Origin of the sequence: Zobellia sp. B3R18 (assembly GCF_018860715.1) — a bacterium.
In the GTDB taxonomy this organism is placed as follows: Bacteria; Bacteroidota; Bacteroidia; order Flavobacteriales; family Flavobacteriaceae; genus Zobellia; species Zobellia russellii.
Map to the genome: position 1 here is coordinate 562,440 of NZ_JAHKQG010000011.1, position 17,816 is coordinate 580,255.

General features: G+C 41.2%; 10 protein-coding genes and 1 tRNA gene. 6 read left to right on the plus strand and 5 right to left on the minus strand.

Annotation, left to right across the window (positions count from 1 at the left end; translation table 11 throughout):
* Positions 1 to 130 precede the first annotated feature (130 nt).
* Complete coding sequence (locus KO513_RS08815) at positions 131 to 2,968, plus strand: glycoside hydrolase family 2 protein (RefSeq protein WP_215913088.1); 2,838 nt, start codon at positions 131 to 133, stop codon at positions 2,966 to 2,968.
* Positions 2,969 to 3,292: 324 nt separating this feature from the next.
* Here the strand turns inward: KO513_RS08815 and KO513_RS08820 are convergent, their stop codons facing one another.
* Both KO513_RS08820 and KO513_RS08825 read right to left on the minus strand, forming a co-directional pair.
* Entirely contained in the window at positions 3,293 to 4,471 is a 1,179-nt protein-coding gene (locus KO513_RS08820; RefSeq protein WP_215438647.1) for an acyl-CoA dehydrogenase family protein, read from the minus strand.
* Between the two features lie 55 nt (positions 4,472 to 4,526).
* Positions 4,527 to 5,237: a tRNA1(Val) (adenine(37)-N6)-methyltransferase gene (locus KO513_RS08825; RefSeq protein WP_215913089.1), complete on the minus strand. Its 711-nt coding sequence runs from the start codon at positions 5,235 to 5,237 to the stop codon at positions 4,527 to 4,529.
* Positions 5,238 to 5,513: 276 nt separating this feature from the next.
* Between KO513_RS08825 and KO513_RS08830 the strand changes: the two genes are divergently transcribed.
* Complete coding sequence (locus tag KO513_RS08830; protein WP_215913090.1) at positions 5,514 to 6,557, plus strand: sugar phosphate isomerase/epimerase family protein; 1,044 nt, start codon at positions 5,514 to 5,516, stop codon at positions 6,555 to 6,557.
* 38 nt (positions 6,558 to 6,595) lie between these two features.
* Here the strand turns inward: KO513_RS08830 and rimM are convergent, their stop codons facing one another.
* Complete coding sequence (rimM, locus tag KO513_RS08835; RefSeq protein WP_215913091.1) at positions 6,596 to 7,126, minus strand: ribosome maturation factor RimM; 531 nt, start codon at positions 7,124 to 7,126, stop codon at positions 6,596 to 6,598.
* A gap of 15 nt (positions 7,127 to 7,141) precedes the next feature.
* On the minus strand, positions 7,142 to 7,678 hold the full coding sequence (locus KO513_RS08840) for a 30S ribosomal protein S16 (protein ID WP_215438663.1): 537 nt from the start codon (positions 7,676 to 7,678) through the stop codon (positions 7,142 to 7,144).
* 307 nt (positions 7,679 to 7,985) lie between these two features.
* Between KO513_RS08840 and dnaE the strand changes: the two genes are divergently transcribed.
* The 4 genes from dnaE to KO513_RS08860 all read left to right on the plus strand — a co-directional run bounded on the left by dnaE (position 7,986) and on the right by KO513_RS08860 (position 14,076).
* A complete protein-coding gene (gene dnaE, locus KO513_RS08845) occupies positions 7,986 to 12,422 on the plus strand; it encodes a DNA polymerase III subunit alpha (RefSeq protein ID WP_215913092.1) in 4,437 nt (1,478 codons plus the stop codon).
* Positions 12,423 to 12,563: 141 nt separating this feature from the next.
* Positions 12,564 to 12,881, plus strand: coding sequence for a thioredoxin (gene trxA, locus KO513_RS08850; RefSeq protein WP_038237640.1), 318 nt, complete (start codon positions 12,564 to 12,566; stop codon positions 12,879 to 12,881).
* A 119-nt stretch (positions 12,882 to 13,000) separates the two neighbouring features.
* Entirely contained in the window at positions 13,001 to 13,930 is a 930-nt protein-coding gene (locus tag KO513_RS08855; RefSeq protein ID WP_215913093.1) for a DUF58 domain-containing protein, read from the plus strand.
* A gap of 72 nt (positions 13,931 to 14,002) precedes the next feature.
* A tRNA-Asp gene (locus tag KO513_RS08860) sits at positions 14,003 to 14,076 on the plus strand.
* Positions 14,077 to 14,267: 191 nt separating this feature from the next.
* On the opposite strand, the gene KO513_RS08865 is transcribed toward KO513_RS08860, so the two are convergent.
* Positions 14,268 to 17,672, minus strand: a complete 3,405-nt coding sequence (locus KO513_RS08865; RefSeq protein WP_215913094.1) for a LamG-like jellyroll fold domain-containing protein — start codon at positions 17,670 to 17,672, stop codon at positions 14,268 to 14,270.
* Positions 17,673 to 17,816 lie beyond the last annotated feature (144 nt).

The following is a 17,816-nucleotide window of genomic DNA, read 5'->3' on the forward strand; positions in this document are numbered from 1 at the left end:
TTAACCGTTATAGCTACCGTTAAAGAGAGGTTAAAGTACTAATAATAAAGTGTGGAACATACATTTGCTAGTATCAATTTTATTTCCATTCCAGAAAACTTGCCTGAATACCATTCTAAAAAAACAACAAATGAAAATCACTTCAACCTTTATTCTACTGCTACTATCTATTTTGGGAGCGAGTGCCATGCAGAGCAACGCACCATCAACAGATGTGGAAATACAAAAAGTTTACCTCTCAGGAACAAGTAAAGACGATATGGTAAACTGGGAATTCTTTTGTTCCGATGGCATGAACAGTGGCAAATGGTCAACTATTGGCGTACCATCTTGCTGGGAGCTACAGGGTTTTGGAAATTACAACTATGGAAAGGATGACTTTGACGTGCGTAAGAACGAATATGGGCTTTACAAACATCAATTTAATGTTCCCAAAGACTGGAAACAAAAAGAGGTGAAAATTGTCTTTGAAGGTGTTATGACGGATACCGAAGTCAAGATTAACGGAAAACTTGCCGGTGCAATACACCAGGGTGCATTTTACGAATTCAAGTACAACATTACCAAACTCCTGAAGTACGGCGAAAAAAATTTACTGGAGGTTAAAGTCAATAAAGCTTCCTCCAATATGTCCATTAACCATGCGGAAAGACAAGCGGATTTCTGGATTTTTGGTGGTATCTATAGACCGGTTTATTTACAGGCATTTCCAAAAGAAAATATAGAACGCGTAGCTATAGACGCCAAAGCGAATGGAAGCATTGAAGCCGATATTTTCACAACATCTAAAAAAGCACAATCGCTCCGCATTTCATTATTGGATATCAACCACAATAAATTGCAAGACCTACCGGCCACCAGCATTACTAAAGAAAACGGAAAGTGGAATTTTGTTTCAAAGGCAAAGGACATAAAATCATGGAATCCAGAATCACCTCAGCTCTATTTCCTGAATATAGAACTCTTGGGTAAAAAGGGCGAAGTGCTCCACAAAACTATGGAACGCATTGGCTTTAGGACGGTTGAAGTTCGTGAGGCGGACGGAATCTATGTAAACGGACAACGAATTAAGTTCAAAGGTGTAAACCGTCATTCATTTTATCCCTCCTCGGGAAGAACTACTTCCAAAGCACTTAGCATAGAACATGCAAAAATGATGAAAGACATGAACATGAATGTCGTTCGCATGTCTCACTACCCACCTGACACCCACTTTCTAAATGCAGCGGATTCTCTTGGTCTTTTTGTCATAGACGAAGTCTGCACATGGCACTCTCCACATTTAGACACAAAAGTAGGCGAGAAAATAGTTAAAGAAACCGTAGTTAGGGATGTGAACCACCCATCTATTCTTCTTTGGGCCAATGGTAACGAAACAGGCTGGAATACTGAGTTAGACGATGATTATGCCAAGTGGGATATTCAGAAAAGAGAGGTCATTCATCCTTGGAACATCTTTAACAAAACCAACACCATGCACTATCCTAGCTATCATATTTTTGCCTATGATACCTACGCCAAGGATAAAATCTATTTCCCTACTGAATTTTTACATGGTCTATATGATGGTGGCCACGGTGCCGGATTAGAGGATTACTGGAAACAGATGTGGAATATGCCACTATCCGCTGGAGGTTTTCTTTGGGATTTTGCGGACGAGGCCGTTGTTAGAACGGACAAAAACGGCATACTGGATACAGATGGCAATCACGCTGCCGATGGTATTGTTGGACCTTATGGCGAAAAAGAGGCCAGTTACTTCAGTATTAAGGAAATTTGGTCTCCCGTTCATATTGAGGACCGGTTTATAAAGCCTTATTTCAACGGTATTTTCAGGGTACAGAACAGATATCACTACACCAATTTAGCCGATATTAAAATGGTGGCCCAATGGGTACAATTTGATGGCCCCAAAGGAACGGACAAGCTTAAAATCCTATCCGAGGCCACGGTACAGCTTCCCAGCTTAGAGCCTGAAAGCACAGGAACCTTTAAAGTAGAATTACCTAAAAACTGGCAATCATCGGACGCGCTATATTTGACCGCTACAGACCCCAGCGGATTAGAAATATTTACTTGGAGCTACCCTCTACAAACACCAAGAAACACAAACAATCGCAACATTCATCGCTCAGAAAAAGGAACGATTACCACACATATAGATGCTGGAAACATTACCGTTATAGCCAACGAAATACAATATACATTTTCCCAAAAAACAAGTTTGTTGCAAGAAGTTAAGAAAGGGGGTAAAGTTATTCCATTCAACAACGGACCGCTAATTTTTGACCACAAGGACAAAATAGAATCCTTAAAAGTAAACGAGCTTAAAGATCAAGTAGTGATAGTTACTGTTTTTGAGGCGTCCGACAAATCTCCCAGTTGGGCCAGCCACAAAGAATATAGTTCCGATGTCATTAAATGGACAGTTCACTCCAACGGCCTATTGGACCTGCATGTTGAAATTAAAGGCAAAAAAATAGTGGAAGGGTTTAAAGGCATTACCTTTTCTTTTCCGGAATCCGAGGTTGCCGGCATGAAATGGCTGGGAGACGGTCCTTACCGGGTTTGGAGAAACCGCATGAAAGGTACCAAACTAAAAGTTTGGGAAAACGATTACAACAACACCGTTACGGGTGAATCCGGTTTTGTGTATCCAGAATTTAAAGGCTTCTTTTCCAGTTTGTATTGGGTGCAGGTAAAAAGTAAAAATAATACTGCTTTTACAGTATACTGTAATTCCGAAAACACTTTCCTACGCATGCTAACCCCGCAACAACCAAAAGAAGACCTCAATCATAGAGTTTCCGTAGATTTTCCGGAAGGCGATATTTCTTTCGTCAAAAATATTCCGGCCATAGGAACCAAGTTCCAAACCGGGGATAAAATGGGTCCCCAGGGAAATTCAGAAAATTATTTTGGAAATGATGATGAGCCCATCAGTATAGACCTGACCTTTGAATTTTAGACTGAAAAGTTACGAAACGCCATAAACTAAAAAGAGTCTCATCGGTTTCGACAAGACTCTTTTACGAGAACACTATATGAAAATGAAAAAATTTAATTCTGTTTGATTAACACTGTAAACTTACGGTGGTCCTACGCATTTTGAAAAAATATGATGTGAAGTGGCCGATTTCTGTTGTGAAAACGTCTTTTCTTGTAATTCCACTCAAAATACCCCCATATTTATCCAACATAGGACTGGGCTTTTTCAGGTTAAAACACAAAAAAGAATCTAAAATATGAGGAACCCTATTTTAGCTAAAGCTATAAATTTCGGTAAGTTTTTTTATTGAAAGGCCGGAAACCCAGTAATATCAGCTCCTGTAATCAACAAATGAATGTCATGGGTGCCTTCGTAAGTAATTACACTCTCTAGGTTCATCATATGGCGCATAATGCTATATTCTCCCGTAATTCCCATCCCCCCCAGCACCTGCCGGGCCTCTCTGGCTATCTTGATAGCCATATCTACATTATTACGCTTGGCCATAGAAATCTGTGCAGAAGTAGCTCTACCCTCATTCCTTAATTGCCCTAAACGAAACGCTAACAACTGTGCTTTGGTGATTTCCGTTATCATCTCGGCCAACTTTTTCTGCTGTAATTGGGTAGCTGCTATAGGTTTACCAAATTGCACACGTTCTTTAGCGTACCTCAAAGCGGTATCATAACAATCCATAGCCGCACCGATCGCCCCCCAAGAAATACCATAACGGGCAGAATCCAAACAACCTAAAGGAGCCCCTAGTCCAGATTTATTGGGCAACAGATTTTCCTTTGGCACCTTAACGTTGTCAAAAATAAGCTCTCCGGTAGCAGAAGCCCTTAAAGACCATTTATTGTGTGTTTCCGGTGTTGAAAACCCTTCCATTCCCCGCTCAACTATAAGTCCGTGAATACGGCCCTCTTCGTTCTTGGCCCATACCACAGCAATATCGGCAAAAGGCGAATTGGAAATCCATAGTTTGGCCCCGTTCAACAAATAATGGTCGCCCATATCCTTGAATTTTGTTTCCATACCACTTGGGTTGGAACCATGATTGGGTTCTGTAAGTCCAAAACACCCCATCATTTCACCCGAAGCTAGCTTGGGTAAATATTTTTTTCGTTGTTCTTCGGTGCCATAAGTGTAAATTGGATACATGACCAAAGACGACTGTACTGAAGCCGTGGAACGCACACCGCTATCCCCACGTTCTATCTCCTGCATAATTAGCCCGTAGCTAATTTGGTCCAATCCCGCTCCTCCATATTCCTCAGGAATATAAGGTCCGAATGCACCTATTTCTGCCAATCCACCTATAATTTGTTTCGGGAATTCCGCTTTTTGGGCATACTCCTCAATAATGGGCGAAATATCCCTTTTTACCCATTGACGTGCTGCATCACGCACTAATTTATGTTCTTCGGAAAGAAGGTCATCAAGGTTAAAATAGTCTGGAGCTTCGAACAAATCAGGTTTCATAAGATGAATTTTAATCAAATATACTGATGAAACGTAACATTACGAATACAAATTGTTACATTTTTAAATAAAAATCTTTGGTCAGCGCAATGTATTCGTTGGTGTACTCATGCCTGCTTGTTTCAATGGTAAGTTCATTGGTCTCCGGCACTACTTTCTCAAAACCAAACTGCAATAAACTGCGTTTTATTTTAGCGGTAGAACTTCCTTTTACATGGGTAATTCGGTTTGGGTATAAACCATAACCGACTGCCATTTTCAGAAAAGTGCTCTCTTCTTTATGTGGAATTATAGTGGCAAACGCCCCTTGCTTAGCCATTAACTTTGATACACCTTCCAGCAACTCATCAAAAGGCAACGATTGATTTTGTCTGGCTTTATCCCTAGAAGCGTTGCCACTTGAGACATCCTCTGCATAAAAAGGGGGGTTAGAAACAATTAAATCATACGGATCTTCCCATTCTTCCACAAATTCATCAAGACCGGCATGGTAACAAAATAAGCGATCACCCCAATCCGACATTTCAAAGTTAGATACACACTGTTCATATGCACCTTCATCTATTTCCAAAGCATCAATAGTATCCGCAAGACCACGTTGGGCCAGCATTAAAGCTATTACCCCTGTGCCGGCCCCAATATCCAAAATAGACTCTGGGTTATTCTCAATAGATGCCCAAGCCCCTAACAGCACCCCATCTGTACCTACTTTCATGGCACATTGGTCTTGATTGATATTGAATTGTTTGAATCTGAACGGTTTCATAGAACAATGTTGTTCATTAAATTTTAAGGATGCTAATTTTTAAAGCATGCGCTAAAGAACAACTAATTTTAATTATAATTTAAAAAGAACATTAAAATTTACAAATACACCTAACAGTCTTTCCTTTTGTTATAGTGTTTGTAATACTTGTTCCTAGAATTGAAAATACTTAATTTCCTTGATAGAAATTACCCTTTAAAAATTATAATTTCAGCTTACCTGTAGCAATAAACTGTTATAAAAACTCACGTACACTTTAAACCAAATTATACCAAAATGCAAAACAACTCAAAATCCGGAAGACGCAAATTTTTGAGAAACACCTTAACGTTAGCCGCAGGATCAAGTCTCATTACTCCATCTTTGTTTGGCGCTCCGTCCATATTAAAAAATTACAATAAACCCAATTCCAAATTTAATGGAGTACAGATAGGGGTTATTACCTATTCCTTTAGGAGCATGGAAGATCAAAGTGCGGAGGCCACTTTAAAATATATCTTGGACTGCGGTATAAATGCTATTGAATTGATTGGCGACCCTGCCGAGACTTTCGCAGGAAGACCAGAAAACACATTGGACAGAAGTGTATACTTTGGGTTGATGAAAAAGAAAAAAAGCGGAGCCATTTCGGATAACGAAGCAAAGGAGCTAGCTGAGATACAAGCTGAACAAGCAGTCTACAATGCCAAAGTAACGGAATGGCGAAAGAATGCCGATATGAAAAAGTTTGAGAAGTTCAGAAAAATGTACAATGATGCCGGAGTACAGATATACGCATTTAAGCCAAGAAACACCTTTGGTAAAAACAATTCTGACGCTGATATTGATTGGGGCATGAAAACAGCAAAAGTTTTAGGTGCCAGCCACGTTACCGTAGAGCATCCAAGTAACGATGCTACTACACTTAGACTAGGAAACTTTGCTAAAAAGCATGGAATTTATATTGCTTACCATGGCCACGAACAACAGACACCTACCCTTTGGGATACAGCTTTGGAGCAATCAAAATACAATGCCTTAAACCTAGACCTGGGCCATTTTGTTGCAGCAGGCAATACCGCCCCACTGGAAATCATAAAAACCAAACATGAGCATATTAAGAGTATGCACTTAAAGGACAGACAGACACTGGAACACGGCAAAGGAAATCTAGTTTGGGGCAGTGGTGACACTCCGTTGGCAGGTGCATTACAGTTAATGAAGGACAAAAACTACACCTTCCCGGGAACTATAGAACTTGAGTATGATATCCCACAAGGCTCTAATGCCGTGGCGGAAGTCCAAAAATGTGTGAAGTTTTGCAAGAATGCACTGAAATAAGCACCAAAAAAAGGTAGACCGGGCCTAACAAGCCTGGTTTACCCTAAATACAAGTCTACAAGACCTTCCGGTGTGCTTACGTGAACGGTCTTATTATCCCTATCAACTTTCTTTACGATTTGATCAATGATAGGCACTAAAATTTCTTTACCATCTTTTTCTATTTCAAAAATAGCTTGGGAAGTAGTATCGTTAACCCCGGTTATTTTTCCAATGTTGCCGTGCACCTCATCCAATACATCAAACCCTATGACCTCATGAAAATAAAATTTATCACCCTCTAATTTGGGAAGAGCGGATAAGGGCAAATAGAGCTCGTGCCCCATGATACGGTCTGCAGCAGCTTCGTCCTTTACTTCTTCAAAATCTACGCGCAGTAAGGCCGATTTATGTAAGCGACATCTATCAATAAAAAATGGAACCAGTGCATTGTCTTTCATCAAGACAAAAACTGATTCCATGTTTTCGTATATTTCTGGTTCATCGGCATCTAGCTTCACCAGTACCTCACCCTTAAAACTATATTTAGAAACGATTTTACCGAGGTAGAAACAATCTTCCTTACGCATTCGTTCCTAAATTATTTATTCTTCTTCTTTAGATGCTTCAGCTTCTACGGCCGGAGCTTCTTCTGCGTCTGCCTCTTCAGCTTCAGGAGCTTCTGGCAATGCAGCAGCGGCAGCTTCAGCAGCACGCTTCTCGTTTACTTCTTTTTCAGCTTTCAAAGCTTCTGCTCTGGCTTGCTCTTTTTCTTTGTCAAGACCATCAACTTTAGAAGCAATCTTACTTTCTTTTTCCTCTAACCAAGCTTTAAATTTCTCTTCTGCTTGCTCTTCGGTCAAAGCACCTTTGCGAACACCTCCTAATAAGTGGTGCTTTAAAAGTACTCCTCTATAAGAAAGAATAGCTTTAGCTGTATCTGTTGGTTGTGCACCGTTTTGTAACCATTGTACTGAATTATCAATGTTCAATTCAATAGTAGCAGGGTTGGTGTTTGGGTTGTAGATTCCCAATTTTTCCAAGAATTTACCATCTCTTTTCGCACGGCTATCCGCAGCAACGATCCAATAAAATGGTTTTCCTTTTTTACCGTGTCTCTGTAATCTAATTTTAACTGGCATATCACATTAATTTGTAGGGTGCCCGACCCTTGTTATTAATTCATTTTAAAATCTTCCCTTTTAAAGGGCTGCAAATATAGAATTTCTTTTTGATGTTCACCTACTCAATTTTAATAAAAATGATGCTTTGCCTGTCTTTTTTCCGAGCCGTGACAATTACAACCTAACGCACTCGCTTTAAACCCTTTGCTTACAAGAACCCTTACAACTTCAGATCCGTTAATAACTCTTAACAAGTCATTCGCTCTAAGAGCGTTCTTTTTGCTTAATTTTATAGTCTCTTTTTTAAGCTGAAACACGAACTCTTATGTACCTCATTTTTGATACGGAAACCACCGGACTTCCCAAGCGCTGGGACGCCCCAATTACCGATACGGACAACTGGCCACGTTGTATACAGATAGCTTGGCAGTTGCATGATGAAATGGGTAATTGTATTGAACATCAAGATTATTTGGTGCGCCCAGACGGATTCAACATACCTTATGATGCCGAGCAAATTCACGGAATTTCTACCGAATTGGCCGAACAACAAGGTGTTTCCCTTTCGGAGGTTCTAGAGAAGTTCAACATAGCCATGTCCAAAACAAAGTTTATTGTTGGGCAAAATGTTGGTTTTGATGTAAATATTATGGGGGCGGAATTTCACCGTTTAGGTGTTGAAAACCCATTGCAGGAACTTCCGGTCCTGGACACCTGTACAGAGCATACCGCTCAGCTTTGTCAAATTCCCGGTGGTCGTGGGGGGAAATTTAAGCTACCCACACTTACGGAACTACACCAACACCTGTTTGGCGAACCTTTTGGCGAAGCGCATAATGCCACTGCAGATGTTGAAGCAACTACGCGTTGCTTTTTGGAGCTTATTCGCAAGCATCAGTATACTACCGAACAATTAGATGTTCAGCCCGATTATTTCAAGAATTTCAACGAGGCCAATCCTCAGGAGATTCAACTTATCGGTTTAAAACACATCAACCTTAAAAAGGCTTCTAAAAAAATAGCCGACGCACTTTGGGAAAAGGACACTGGTGGCGTTTCTCAAGAAGAAATTGAGGAAAACCTGGCTACATTGGAGTCGGCCAGTTTTGCTCATTTGCACAACCACACCCAGTTCTCCATTCTGCAATCTACTACCAGTATTCCGGATTTGATTGCCAACACGGCAAAGGCAAAAATGCCAGCGGTGGCGATGACCGACCACGCCAATATGATGGGTGCATTCCATTTTGTAAATGGCGTACTCAACCACAACAAAGGCGTTGTCGCAAGAAACGAGGCCAATTTAAAGCGCTACGAAGCAACACAAAACGGTACACTTGAAGAAGGACAAGAACCGTTGAACGAATTACCTGAACCGGAATTGGAAATTACCCCGATTATAGGTTGCGAATTTCAGGTCTGTGAAGACCACACCAACAAATCTCAAAAAGACAACGGGTACCAAATTGTTATGCTCGCCAAGAGCAAAAAAGGATACCTAAACTTGGCAAAAATGTCTTCCATTGCCTTTGTGGACGGAAAATACTATGTACCTCGAATCGATAAAAAAATTATAGAGCAGTACAAAGAAGACGTCATGGTGCTTACCGGAAACTTATACGGCGAGGTTCCAAGTAAAGTATTGAATGTTGGTGAAAACCAAGCTGAAGAAGCCCTTATTTGGTGGAAAGAAACTTTTGGAGATGATCTCTACATTGAAATCATGCGCCATGGCCAAGAAGATGAAGACCGGGTAAACCAAGTTCTGATACAGTTTGCCAAAAAGCACAATGTTAAACTCGTAGCCACCAACAACACCTACTATGCCGCTAAGGAAAATGCACATGCGCATGATATTCTTTTATGCGTTAAAGACGGCGAAAAACAAGCCACGCCTATAGGCCGTGGTCGTGGGTACAGATACGGATTGCCAAACCAGGAGTACTACTTCAAGTCTTCGGACGAGATGAAAGAACTTTTTAAGGACATACCTGAAGCCATAATCAACATTCAGGAAATTGTGGACAAAGTAGAGACATTCACCTTGGCCCGAGATGTACTATTACCTGCTTTTGATATTCCCGAGGAATTTCAGTTTGAAGAAGATAAACTGGATGGTGGCAAAAGGGGGGAAAACAAATACCTACGCCACATCACCTATGAAGGTGCCAAGAAAAGGTATGGCGAAATCACACCTGAAATTGACGAAAGGCTGGATTTTGAGCTTCAAGTAATTGAAAAGACAGGCTACCCAGGTTACTTTTTGATCGTAGAGGATTTCATTAGGGCCGCACGTAGTATGGACGTATCGGTTGGTCCTGGTCGTGGCTCGGCTGCAGGTTCCGCCGTTGCGTATTGTTTATGGATTACGAATTTAGACCCCATTAAGTACGACCTGCTTTTTGAGCGTTTCCTGAATCCGGATCGTGTAAGTATGCCCGATATTGATATTGATTTTGATGATGAGGGCCGTAGCCGGGTAATGGACTATGTAATTGACAAGTACGGATCCAATCAGGTGGCACAAATTATCACCTACGGTACCATGGCCGCCAAGTCTTCCATTAGAGATACGGCAAGGGCGTTGGATTTACCTCTGGGCGATGCGGATCGTATGGCAAAGTTGATTCCCAACATGTCCAAATTGAAAAAAATCATTGGGATTGACGAAAAAGTGCTTCGAAGCAAATTCAATAGCGAAGAGCTTGAAAAAATAAACGAACTCCTTAATATTTCCGAAGGGGACGGGCTAGAATCCGAAACCTTGAACCAAGCATATATCTTAGAGGGTTCCGTTCGTAACACCGGTATTCATGCCTGTGGGGTGATTATTACCCCAGATGATATTACCAAGTTCGTACCCGTGGCTTTGGCCAAAGATTCGGACATGTACTGTACCCAGTTTGACAACTCCGTTGTGGAAGATGCGGGATTGCTGAAAATGGACTTCTTGGGATTAAAAACGCTGACCTTGATCAAGGACACCGTTAAAATCGTAAAGGCAAAACATGGTATTGAACTAGACCCAGAGAATTTTCCGCTTGACGATGTAAAAACATACGAGCTTTTCCAGAGAGGAGAAACCGTAGGTGTGTTCCAATACGAATCCCCCGGTATGCAAAAACACATGCGCTCGTTAAAGCCAACGGTTTTTGCGGATCTAATTGCCATGAATGCCCTGTACCGCCCAGGCCCAATGGAATATATACCTAGCTTCATTGCTCGTAAACACGGTACAGAAGAAATTGTATATGATTTGGATGCTTGTGAAGAGTATCTGGCGGAAACCTACGGAATTACCGTGTACCAAGAGCAGGTGATGCTCCTTTCTCAAAAACTGGCCGACTTTACCAAAGGTGAGGCCGATGTTTTGCGTAAAGCCATGGGTAAAAAGCAAAAGCACGTTCTTGATAAAATGAAGCCCAAGTTCATTGAACAAGCTTCAGCAAAAGGACATGCCGTAGACAAATTGGAAAAAATCTGGAAAGATTGGGAAGCCTTTGCTGCCTACGCCTTTAACAAATCGCACTCTACCTGTTACGCTTGGATTGCGTACCAAACTGCCTATTGCAAGGCCCACTACCCTGCCGAATATATGGCCGCGGTATTGAGTAACAACATGAACGATATTAAACAGGTTACATTTTTCATGGAAGAATGTAAGCGTATGGGCTTAGATGTACTTGGACCAGATGTAAACGAATCTTACTATAAATTTGCCGTAAACGATGCCGGTGCTGTTCGTTTTGGTATGGGTGCGGTAAAAGGAGTTGGCCGTGGCGCTGTGGAAACCATTGTAGAGAACAGAAAAGAAGAAGGCCCGTTTAAGTCGGTTTTTGATTTCGCAAAGCGAATAGATTTACGTGCTGCCAATAAAAAGGCGTTTGAAAGTTTAGCCGTTGCCGGCGGATTTGATTCTTTTGGAAACACCCACAGGGCACAGTACTTTCATGATGAGGGTGATGGGGTTACCTTTCTGGAAAAAACCATAAAATATGGTGCCAAGTTTCAAGAAAGCGAAAACTCAAGTCAGGTTAGTCTTTTTGGTGATGCCAGCGAAGTACAGATACCGGAACCCGTAGTTCCTCCATGTGAGGAATGGGGCACCATGGAAAAACTCCGCAGGGAAAAAGAAGTGGTGGGTATTTACATTTCAGGTCACCCGTTAGATGATTTTAAAACTGAAATAGATGCCTTTTGCAACGCCTCCCTTTCAGATTTGAGCGATCTACAAAACGTTGTCAATCGGGAGTTGGCTTTTGCCGGTGTTATTACTGACGTGCAGCACCGCGTATCCAAAAACGGAAAAGGCTGGGCCGCATTTACTGTTGAAGATTATTCGGAATCGTACGAGTTCAGGATATTTGGCGAAGAATACCTTAAGTTCAGACATTTCTTAATGATCAATTCCTTCGCCTATATCAAGGTATTCGTGAAAGATGGATGGACCAACCGAGAAACCGGCAAAAAAGGAGACCCGCGTATTCAGTTCAATAGTTTTATGCTTTTACAAGAGGTGATGGAAGCTTACGCCAAGAAACTCACCATTAAACTGAATATAGATGACCTTAAAGAGAAAGATGTAATTCAACTTAGGGACACCCTTACCGCTTATCCGGGCAACCATCCGCTTAACTTTATTGTTTACGAAATGCAAGAAGAAATTAAAGTAAGCCTCACTTGCCGAAAACAAAAAGTACAGATCAATAGTGAGCTATTGGCGGATTTAATGAAGAACGACGTGCATTATAAACTCAATTAGACTAGTGTACTACCGCTTAGAATATGAATTCTGGACCCTATAAATTAGATTGATAACACAATAGCTAAAACCAATGTATCGTTAGTAAGGAAACCGTTAGATATTTGACTAACTTTGCATAATATATAAAAACATAAAATCATGGCATTAGAAATAACAGACGCTACTTTTGATGAAGTAGTATTAAAAAGCGATAAACCTGTAGTAGTTGATTTTTGGGCAGCATGGTGTGGACCATGTAGAATGGTAGGACCTATCATTGAAGAAGTTAGCTCTGAATACGAAGGTAAAGCCGTTGTTGGTAAAGTTGATGTTGATGCAAATCAAGAATTTGCCGCCAAATACGGTGTACGTAACATTCCAACTGTATTGGTATTCAAAAATGGTGAAATCATTAACCGTCAAGTTGGTGTATCTCCTAAGAAAGTATATACAGACGCGATTGACGCTGCTTTATAATATATTCCTCTTTCTTGAGGAGAACAATAAAAAAATCCTGCTTTTAGCGGGATTTTTTTATACCCTAAACCCACGCTCCCGTCCTGATAAAGTTCCGGTTTAATGCCTATCTTAGTAACATGAACCTGCAATCCGAATTAAACAAAACATCACTTTTCCAAAATCTAGAGCTCCTGGCCAATCAGGTTGTGGAAGGCTTCATAAGTGGCATTCACAGAAGTCCGTTTCATGGTTTTTCGGCAGAGTTTGCAGAGCATAAAATCTATAACGCAGGCGAAAGCACAAAACATATAGATTGGAAACTTTTCGCCAAGACAGATAAACTGTACACCAAACGATACGAAGAAGAGACCAATTTGAGGTGCCATATGATTTTGGATAGCTCGGCCTCTATGTACTATCCGCAGACAAAGGACCTGTCGGTTACAAATTTGAACAAAATAGGTTTTGGGGTATTGGCCATAGCGGCGCTCATGAACATCCTTAAAAGGCAAAGAGACGCTGTTGGGCTAAGTGTTTATTCGGACAACTATAATTTTTATGCCCCGGAAAAGGGCAGTGAACGGCACCACCAAATGCTATTGGCCAAACTAAGTGAGCTGAGCCAAGACGCTAAACCCGCGAAGCAGACAGAAACCTACATCTATTTACACCAAATAGCGGAGAACATTAAGAGAAGAAGCCTAATTTTTCTTTTTACGGATATGTTCCAAACTTCTGAAGACGACGAAAAAATTTTTGAAGCCCTTAGACATTTAAAATACAACAAGCACGAAGTGGTGTTATTTCACCTCATGGACAAGTCTAAAGAATACCATTTTGATTTTGACAATACTCCAAAACGCTTTTTAGATGTGGAGACCGGAGAACATATAGATTTGTATTCCAGTAACATAAAAGAATCCTACGAACGTAGTGTTCGCTCCTATTTTGAAGATTTAAAATTAAAATGCGCTCAATACAAAATTAAATATGTGGAAATTGATGTAAAGGGCAACTTCTCCCAAATACTCAACACCTATTTGACGGAACGAAAGAAATTCATATAAAGCTGAAAAATTTATTGAAAATTGTTTGTGCAATTGAAAATGCGGTGTATATTTGCACTCGCTAAACGCCACGGTCTGGTAGTTCAGTTGGTTAGAATACCTGCCTGTCACGCAGGGGGTCGCGGGTTCGAGTCCCGTCCAGACCGCGAAAAGCCTTCAACGCAAGTTGGAGGCTTTTTTAGTTTTAAGTATCACCCCTCCTTTCTCCCCCTAAAATAGTCTTTCCTCAAAAATTAAAGCGACAACTTTATTGGGTATCAAACAAAAAAAGACCACAACAAAAATGCCATGGTCTATTCTTATACGTCTTAAAAGAAACGTGTTTTATTAGTTACACCTATTCCTTTATTATTTTAAAACTCCATTCGAGCTCATTTTGAAGCACTTTAACTATATAGATAGCATCAGGATATGCCGAAAGGTCTAACTCGGGCTCTACATCATCCGTTTTTAAGGAGAGTAATACATGTCCAGAAAAATCGGCCACAACAATATCTTTTTCACCTTCTACAATTCCGGTTATCCTAAAGTTACCAACAGTTGGATTAGGATGAACGTATGCAGGCTGAGTAACTCTAGCCCTCACATTATTATCCATTGACACATCAGACTTGGAAGCCAAATCTCCAGAGCCCGTTGCCGCACTTTCTTCTTCAAACAAGGACAGTACTTGCTGCTTGGTAAGTGCCGTACTGAACAACTGCACCGCATCAATACCGCCTTTAAAATATTCCTTGCCCCATCCGGACCATCCTATCCAAGCTACATTCCTATCTTTTAAAGTACCTGAGAGCGCCTCACTGTGCACGTTTTCTCCGTTTATATACCAACGCATATCACTACCATCATAAGTACAGGTAACCATTTGCCACACATTATTTTTAATAACTCCCTTACTTATTAATTTTCTTCGGTTCTCCTGTGTAGTTACCTTAAAACCAAGTTTACCTCGGTTAACGAACATCATAAATCCTCCAGAAGTAGTACTACCTACGATTCCTTGGTAGCCACCTTCTGCATTGCTAGGATTTACCCAAGCCGAAACCGAAAAGCCTTCCTGTAAGTTATCATCTAGATTTGGCAGACGAATGTGGTCATCACTTCCATCAAACCACAAAGCCCCTTCTATTTGACCACTTATTTTATCCTTATCAAAAGTTAATCCGTCCTGAAGCACACCCGTGCGTCCAAGTCCGCTCGTATCACCCGCACTCACCCCGTTCAATTCATCCAGCGGCCAATGCCCCACTAAATCAGGTATACTTTCATCTTCACTATCGGCAACAGGTGGTACCTCTACCTCTTCTTGCGTCCCTAAAATTTCAATGGCATTAATAATAGGATGCCTAACACCCCCATCTAAAGGCAGTGAAGAAAAATCTATCTCTAATTGTCCATCGGAAACATTTACCATGTACGCCTTAGTAAGCACGGTCTCCGCTCCAACTTGGGCAAAAACGTCCAGGTTATCCTCTACCAATACACCCTCTAGGTTTACATCAAAAACTCTCTTACCCACACCTCCGGAACCTCCTCCGGTAGCACCAAACCACAACTCGGCAAAATGAAGCTTTACCGTATAGTCTCCGTTTTTCAATGGAATATTATAACTCATTACCTGGGAACGGCTAAATCTGAATTTTTTGAACGGATCACCAAGACCGGTTTGAGGTCTATTCAACGTAAAGCCTTCATCATAGTAAGTATCTGCCAAGAACGTATCTCCTTTGTAAGTTGTTGCCTGTCCACCAGAGTTAATGCGAAGGGCAAAATTGACATCCGAATCGGTATCCGTGTCCGTATCCGTATCCGTCTCATCAGTATCTACATCATCCTCATCAACAAGATTCTCTGTTCTAATTCTATACGCCCAACCTTTGGTCCGGTCATTATTGGGTACAGTTGGTGTTTTCATAGCCCCAGAGCTATTTGTTGTGATATTCTCCGAAGAAATCCAACCTCCATTGTTCACATCCCACCATTGAAACTGATAGGTTTCTGACGGTTGTAAGTTCTTTAATGTGGGCAGCGCTTTAGCATTCTTTCTAGAGTCTGCCGTAAAAAAACCAAGTGCGAACGATTTGTCCTTGGACACAGATAAGGTGTGCAAGTAGTCCTGACTATCACTTAAATGAGTATCCGCAGCAGGCACCAATTGACTGTAATCATGCCCCTTGTCTAATATAAAATCTTTTAAATGCCCCATAGACTGGGATTCAAACGCGTTAAGCGCGCTAACTTGAGGCTCATTAACAGGCACAACGGTAGCTCCTCCAGACCTTGTGGTAGAACTTGCCGCACCAGCGTACCACGCATCTCCCCAAGCATGGCCCGCCAGACCACCACTTAGCACGGAACCGTACATTTGCATTTGCGCCATGCTGGTGTCATCCATTCCCGGATTGATTTCGTTCATGGAATGCAGACCCCAACCTGGATAAAACGGTTCTAAATTTAAGGCAGGTTTAGTTGTTCTTCCGTGATAAATATCCCGCAACCAAGAGTGCATGGTCTCATCCCTCTCGGCATTACTCACATTTTGAATATCAAGTGCCGTAGGTATGTCCCGTTCCCAATTCTTTAATGTTGTATTGTATGACATTGCGGTCCTAGGCTGACCATAGGGCATTTTATACCCTCCAATTTTTTTGTTAAGTTCACTATTTGCGTGTTTGACCAATTTTAACCACTCTGGATATACATTTCCCGAGTTGGTATCATGGTGCACCCAACTAAAAATCATATTGTAACATCCATATCGCGCCCACAGATAGCGGATATAATTGTAAAACGCATTTTTCTCTACCTGAGAACGAAATGGCCATCGTTCATGTCTTCTTATGGATTCGAACAAGGTTACAAATCCTTGCTCTGACAGGAATTGCATCCGCTGGTCTACGGACTGCCAATATTTTGGGTCAATTTTTTGATAATCCGCTTCCGGAAGTTTATCGGTTATGGATTGCCCTCTAGTCTTCAATTCAAAAGGAGTCTCACCATTAGGTGCAATTTTCTCACCCCAAGTCTCACTGGCCCACAATCCGCTTTCTTTACCCGGGCGATCCAAATTTCTTCCTAACTGTTCCAAATAGGTATCATCCGGAAAACTTGCAATAACGTTAAGCCCGTTGAAGCCTTGTTTTTTTCTTGCTGAAATATAATCCTTAAACGATATACCGGAAATGTCATTAGCACGATCAAAACCAAATACTGCAGTCAATGCGGACCAAGACGTATCGGCGGTAAAAAAGAAGGGAGTACCATCTGCATACTCTAAAGTTCGTTTGTTAGGGGCCACCCTGATAAATCCGCGATTATTGGGATTGCTACTCACGTCTGCAATAGATGCACTAAACGTTCCGCTTTTACCAATAAAACCACGGTCAGATTTTGTAACGGTCTCGTCTAGCACTTTCCAAGACCAGTTACCGGGCGAAGTAGCCACCAAACGACCACGAAATACATTTCCGCCATCCCAAAATACGGGAATACGATATGCCTCACCGGCCGAACCTTCTTTTTTTAGCTCAACCCACACATCTACTTCCATGTAAGGGTTGCTATATTGTTGTTGGCTGTTGAATTCTATTTCAACAACCTCCATCACGGAGAAATTGGTTTTTTGGGCAAATACACTTGCACTTGTACAGCTCAAGAGCATTACCAATAAAACAATTCTAACTAGTAAAAAATTTTGCTTGTAAAGGGGTTTACTTTTAAAGTAATCAATAAATGAAGTCATGGGGAATGGGGGATTTTGAATAATATGTCCGTAACAATACACATACGTATGAATCACAGAATTTAGATGTCACTCATCGATATATTTTGCATTTTAACGATTCTAACGCACAGTAGAACTTTTTATTGTGTGAATCATCAGCAT

Excerpts from the sequence above, each read along its gene's own strand:
- KO513_RS08815 (WP_215913088.1), top strand. The coding sequence starts at position 131 with ATGAAAATCACTTCAACCTTTATTCTACTGCTACTATCTATTTTGGGA.
- KO513_RS08820 (WP_215438647.1), bottom strand. The coding sequence starts at position 4,471 with ATGAAACCTGATTTGTTCGAAGCTCCAGACTATTTTAACCTTGATGAC.
- KO513_RS08825 (WP_215913089.1), bottom strand. The coding sequence starts at position 5,237 with ATGAAACCGTTCAGATTCAAACAATTCAATATCAATCAAGACCAATGT.
- KO513_RS08830 (WP_215913090.1), top strand. The coding sequence starts at position 5,514 with ATGCAAAACAACTCAAAATCCGGAAGACGCAAATTTTTGAGAAACACC.
- rimM (WP_215913091.1), bottom strand. The coding sequence starts at position 7,126 with ATGCGTAAGGAAGATTGTTTCTACCTCGGTAAAATCGTTTCTAAATAT.
- KO513_RS08840 (WP_215438663.1), bottom strand. The coding sequence starts at position 7,678 with ATGCCAGTTAAAATTAGATTACAGAGACACGGTAAAAAAGGAAAACCA.
- dnaE (WP_215913092.1), top strand. The coding sequence starts at position 7,986 with ATGTACCTCATTTTTGATACGGAAACCACCGGACTTCCCAAGCGCTGG.
- trxA (WP_038237640.1), top strand. The coding sequence starts at position 12,564 with ATGGCATTAGAAATAACAGACGCTACTTTTGATGAAGTAGTATTAAAA.
- KO513_RS08855 (WP_215913093.1), top strand. The coding sequence starts at position 13,001 with ATGAACCTGCAATCCGAATTAAACAAAACATCACTTTTCCAAAATCTA.
- KO513_RS08865 (WP_215913094.1), bottom strand. The coding sequence starts at position 17,672 with ATGACTTCATTTATTGATTACTTTAAAAGTAAACCCCTTTACAAGCAA.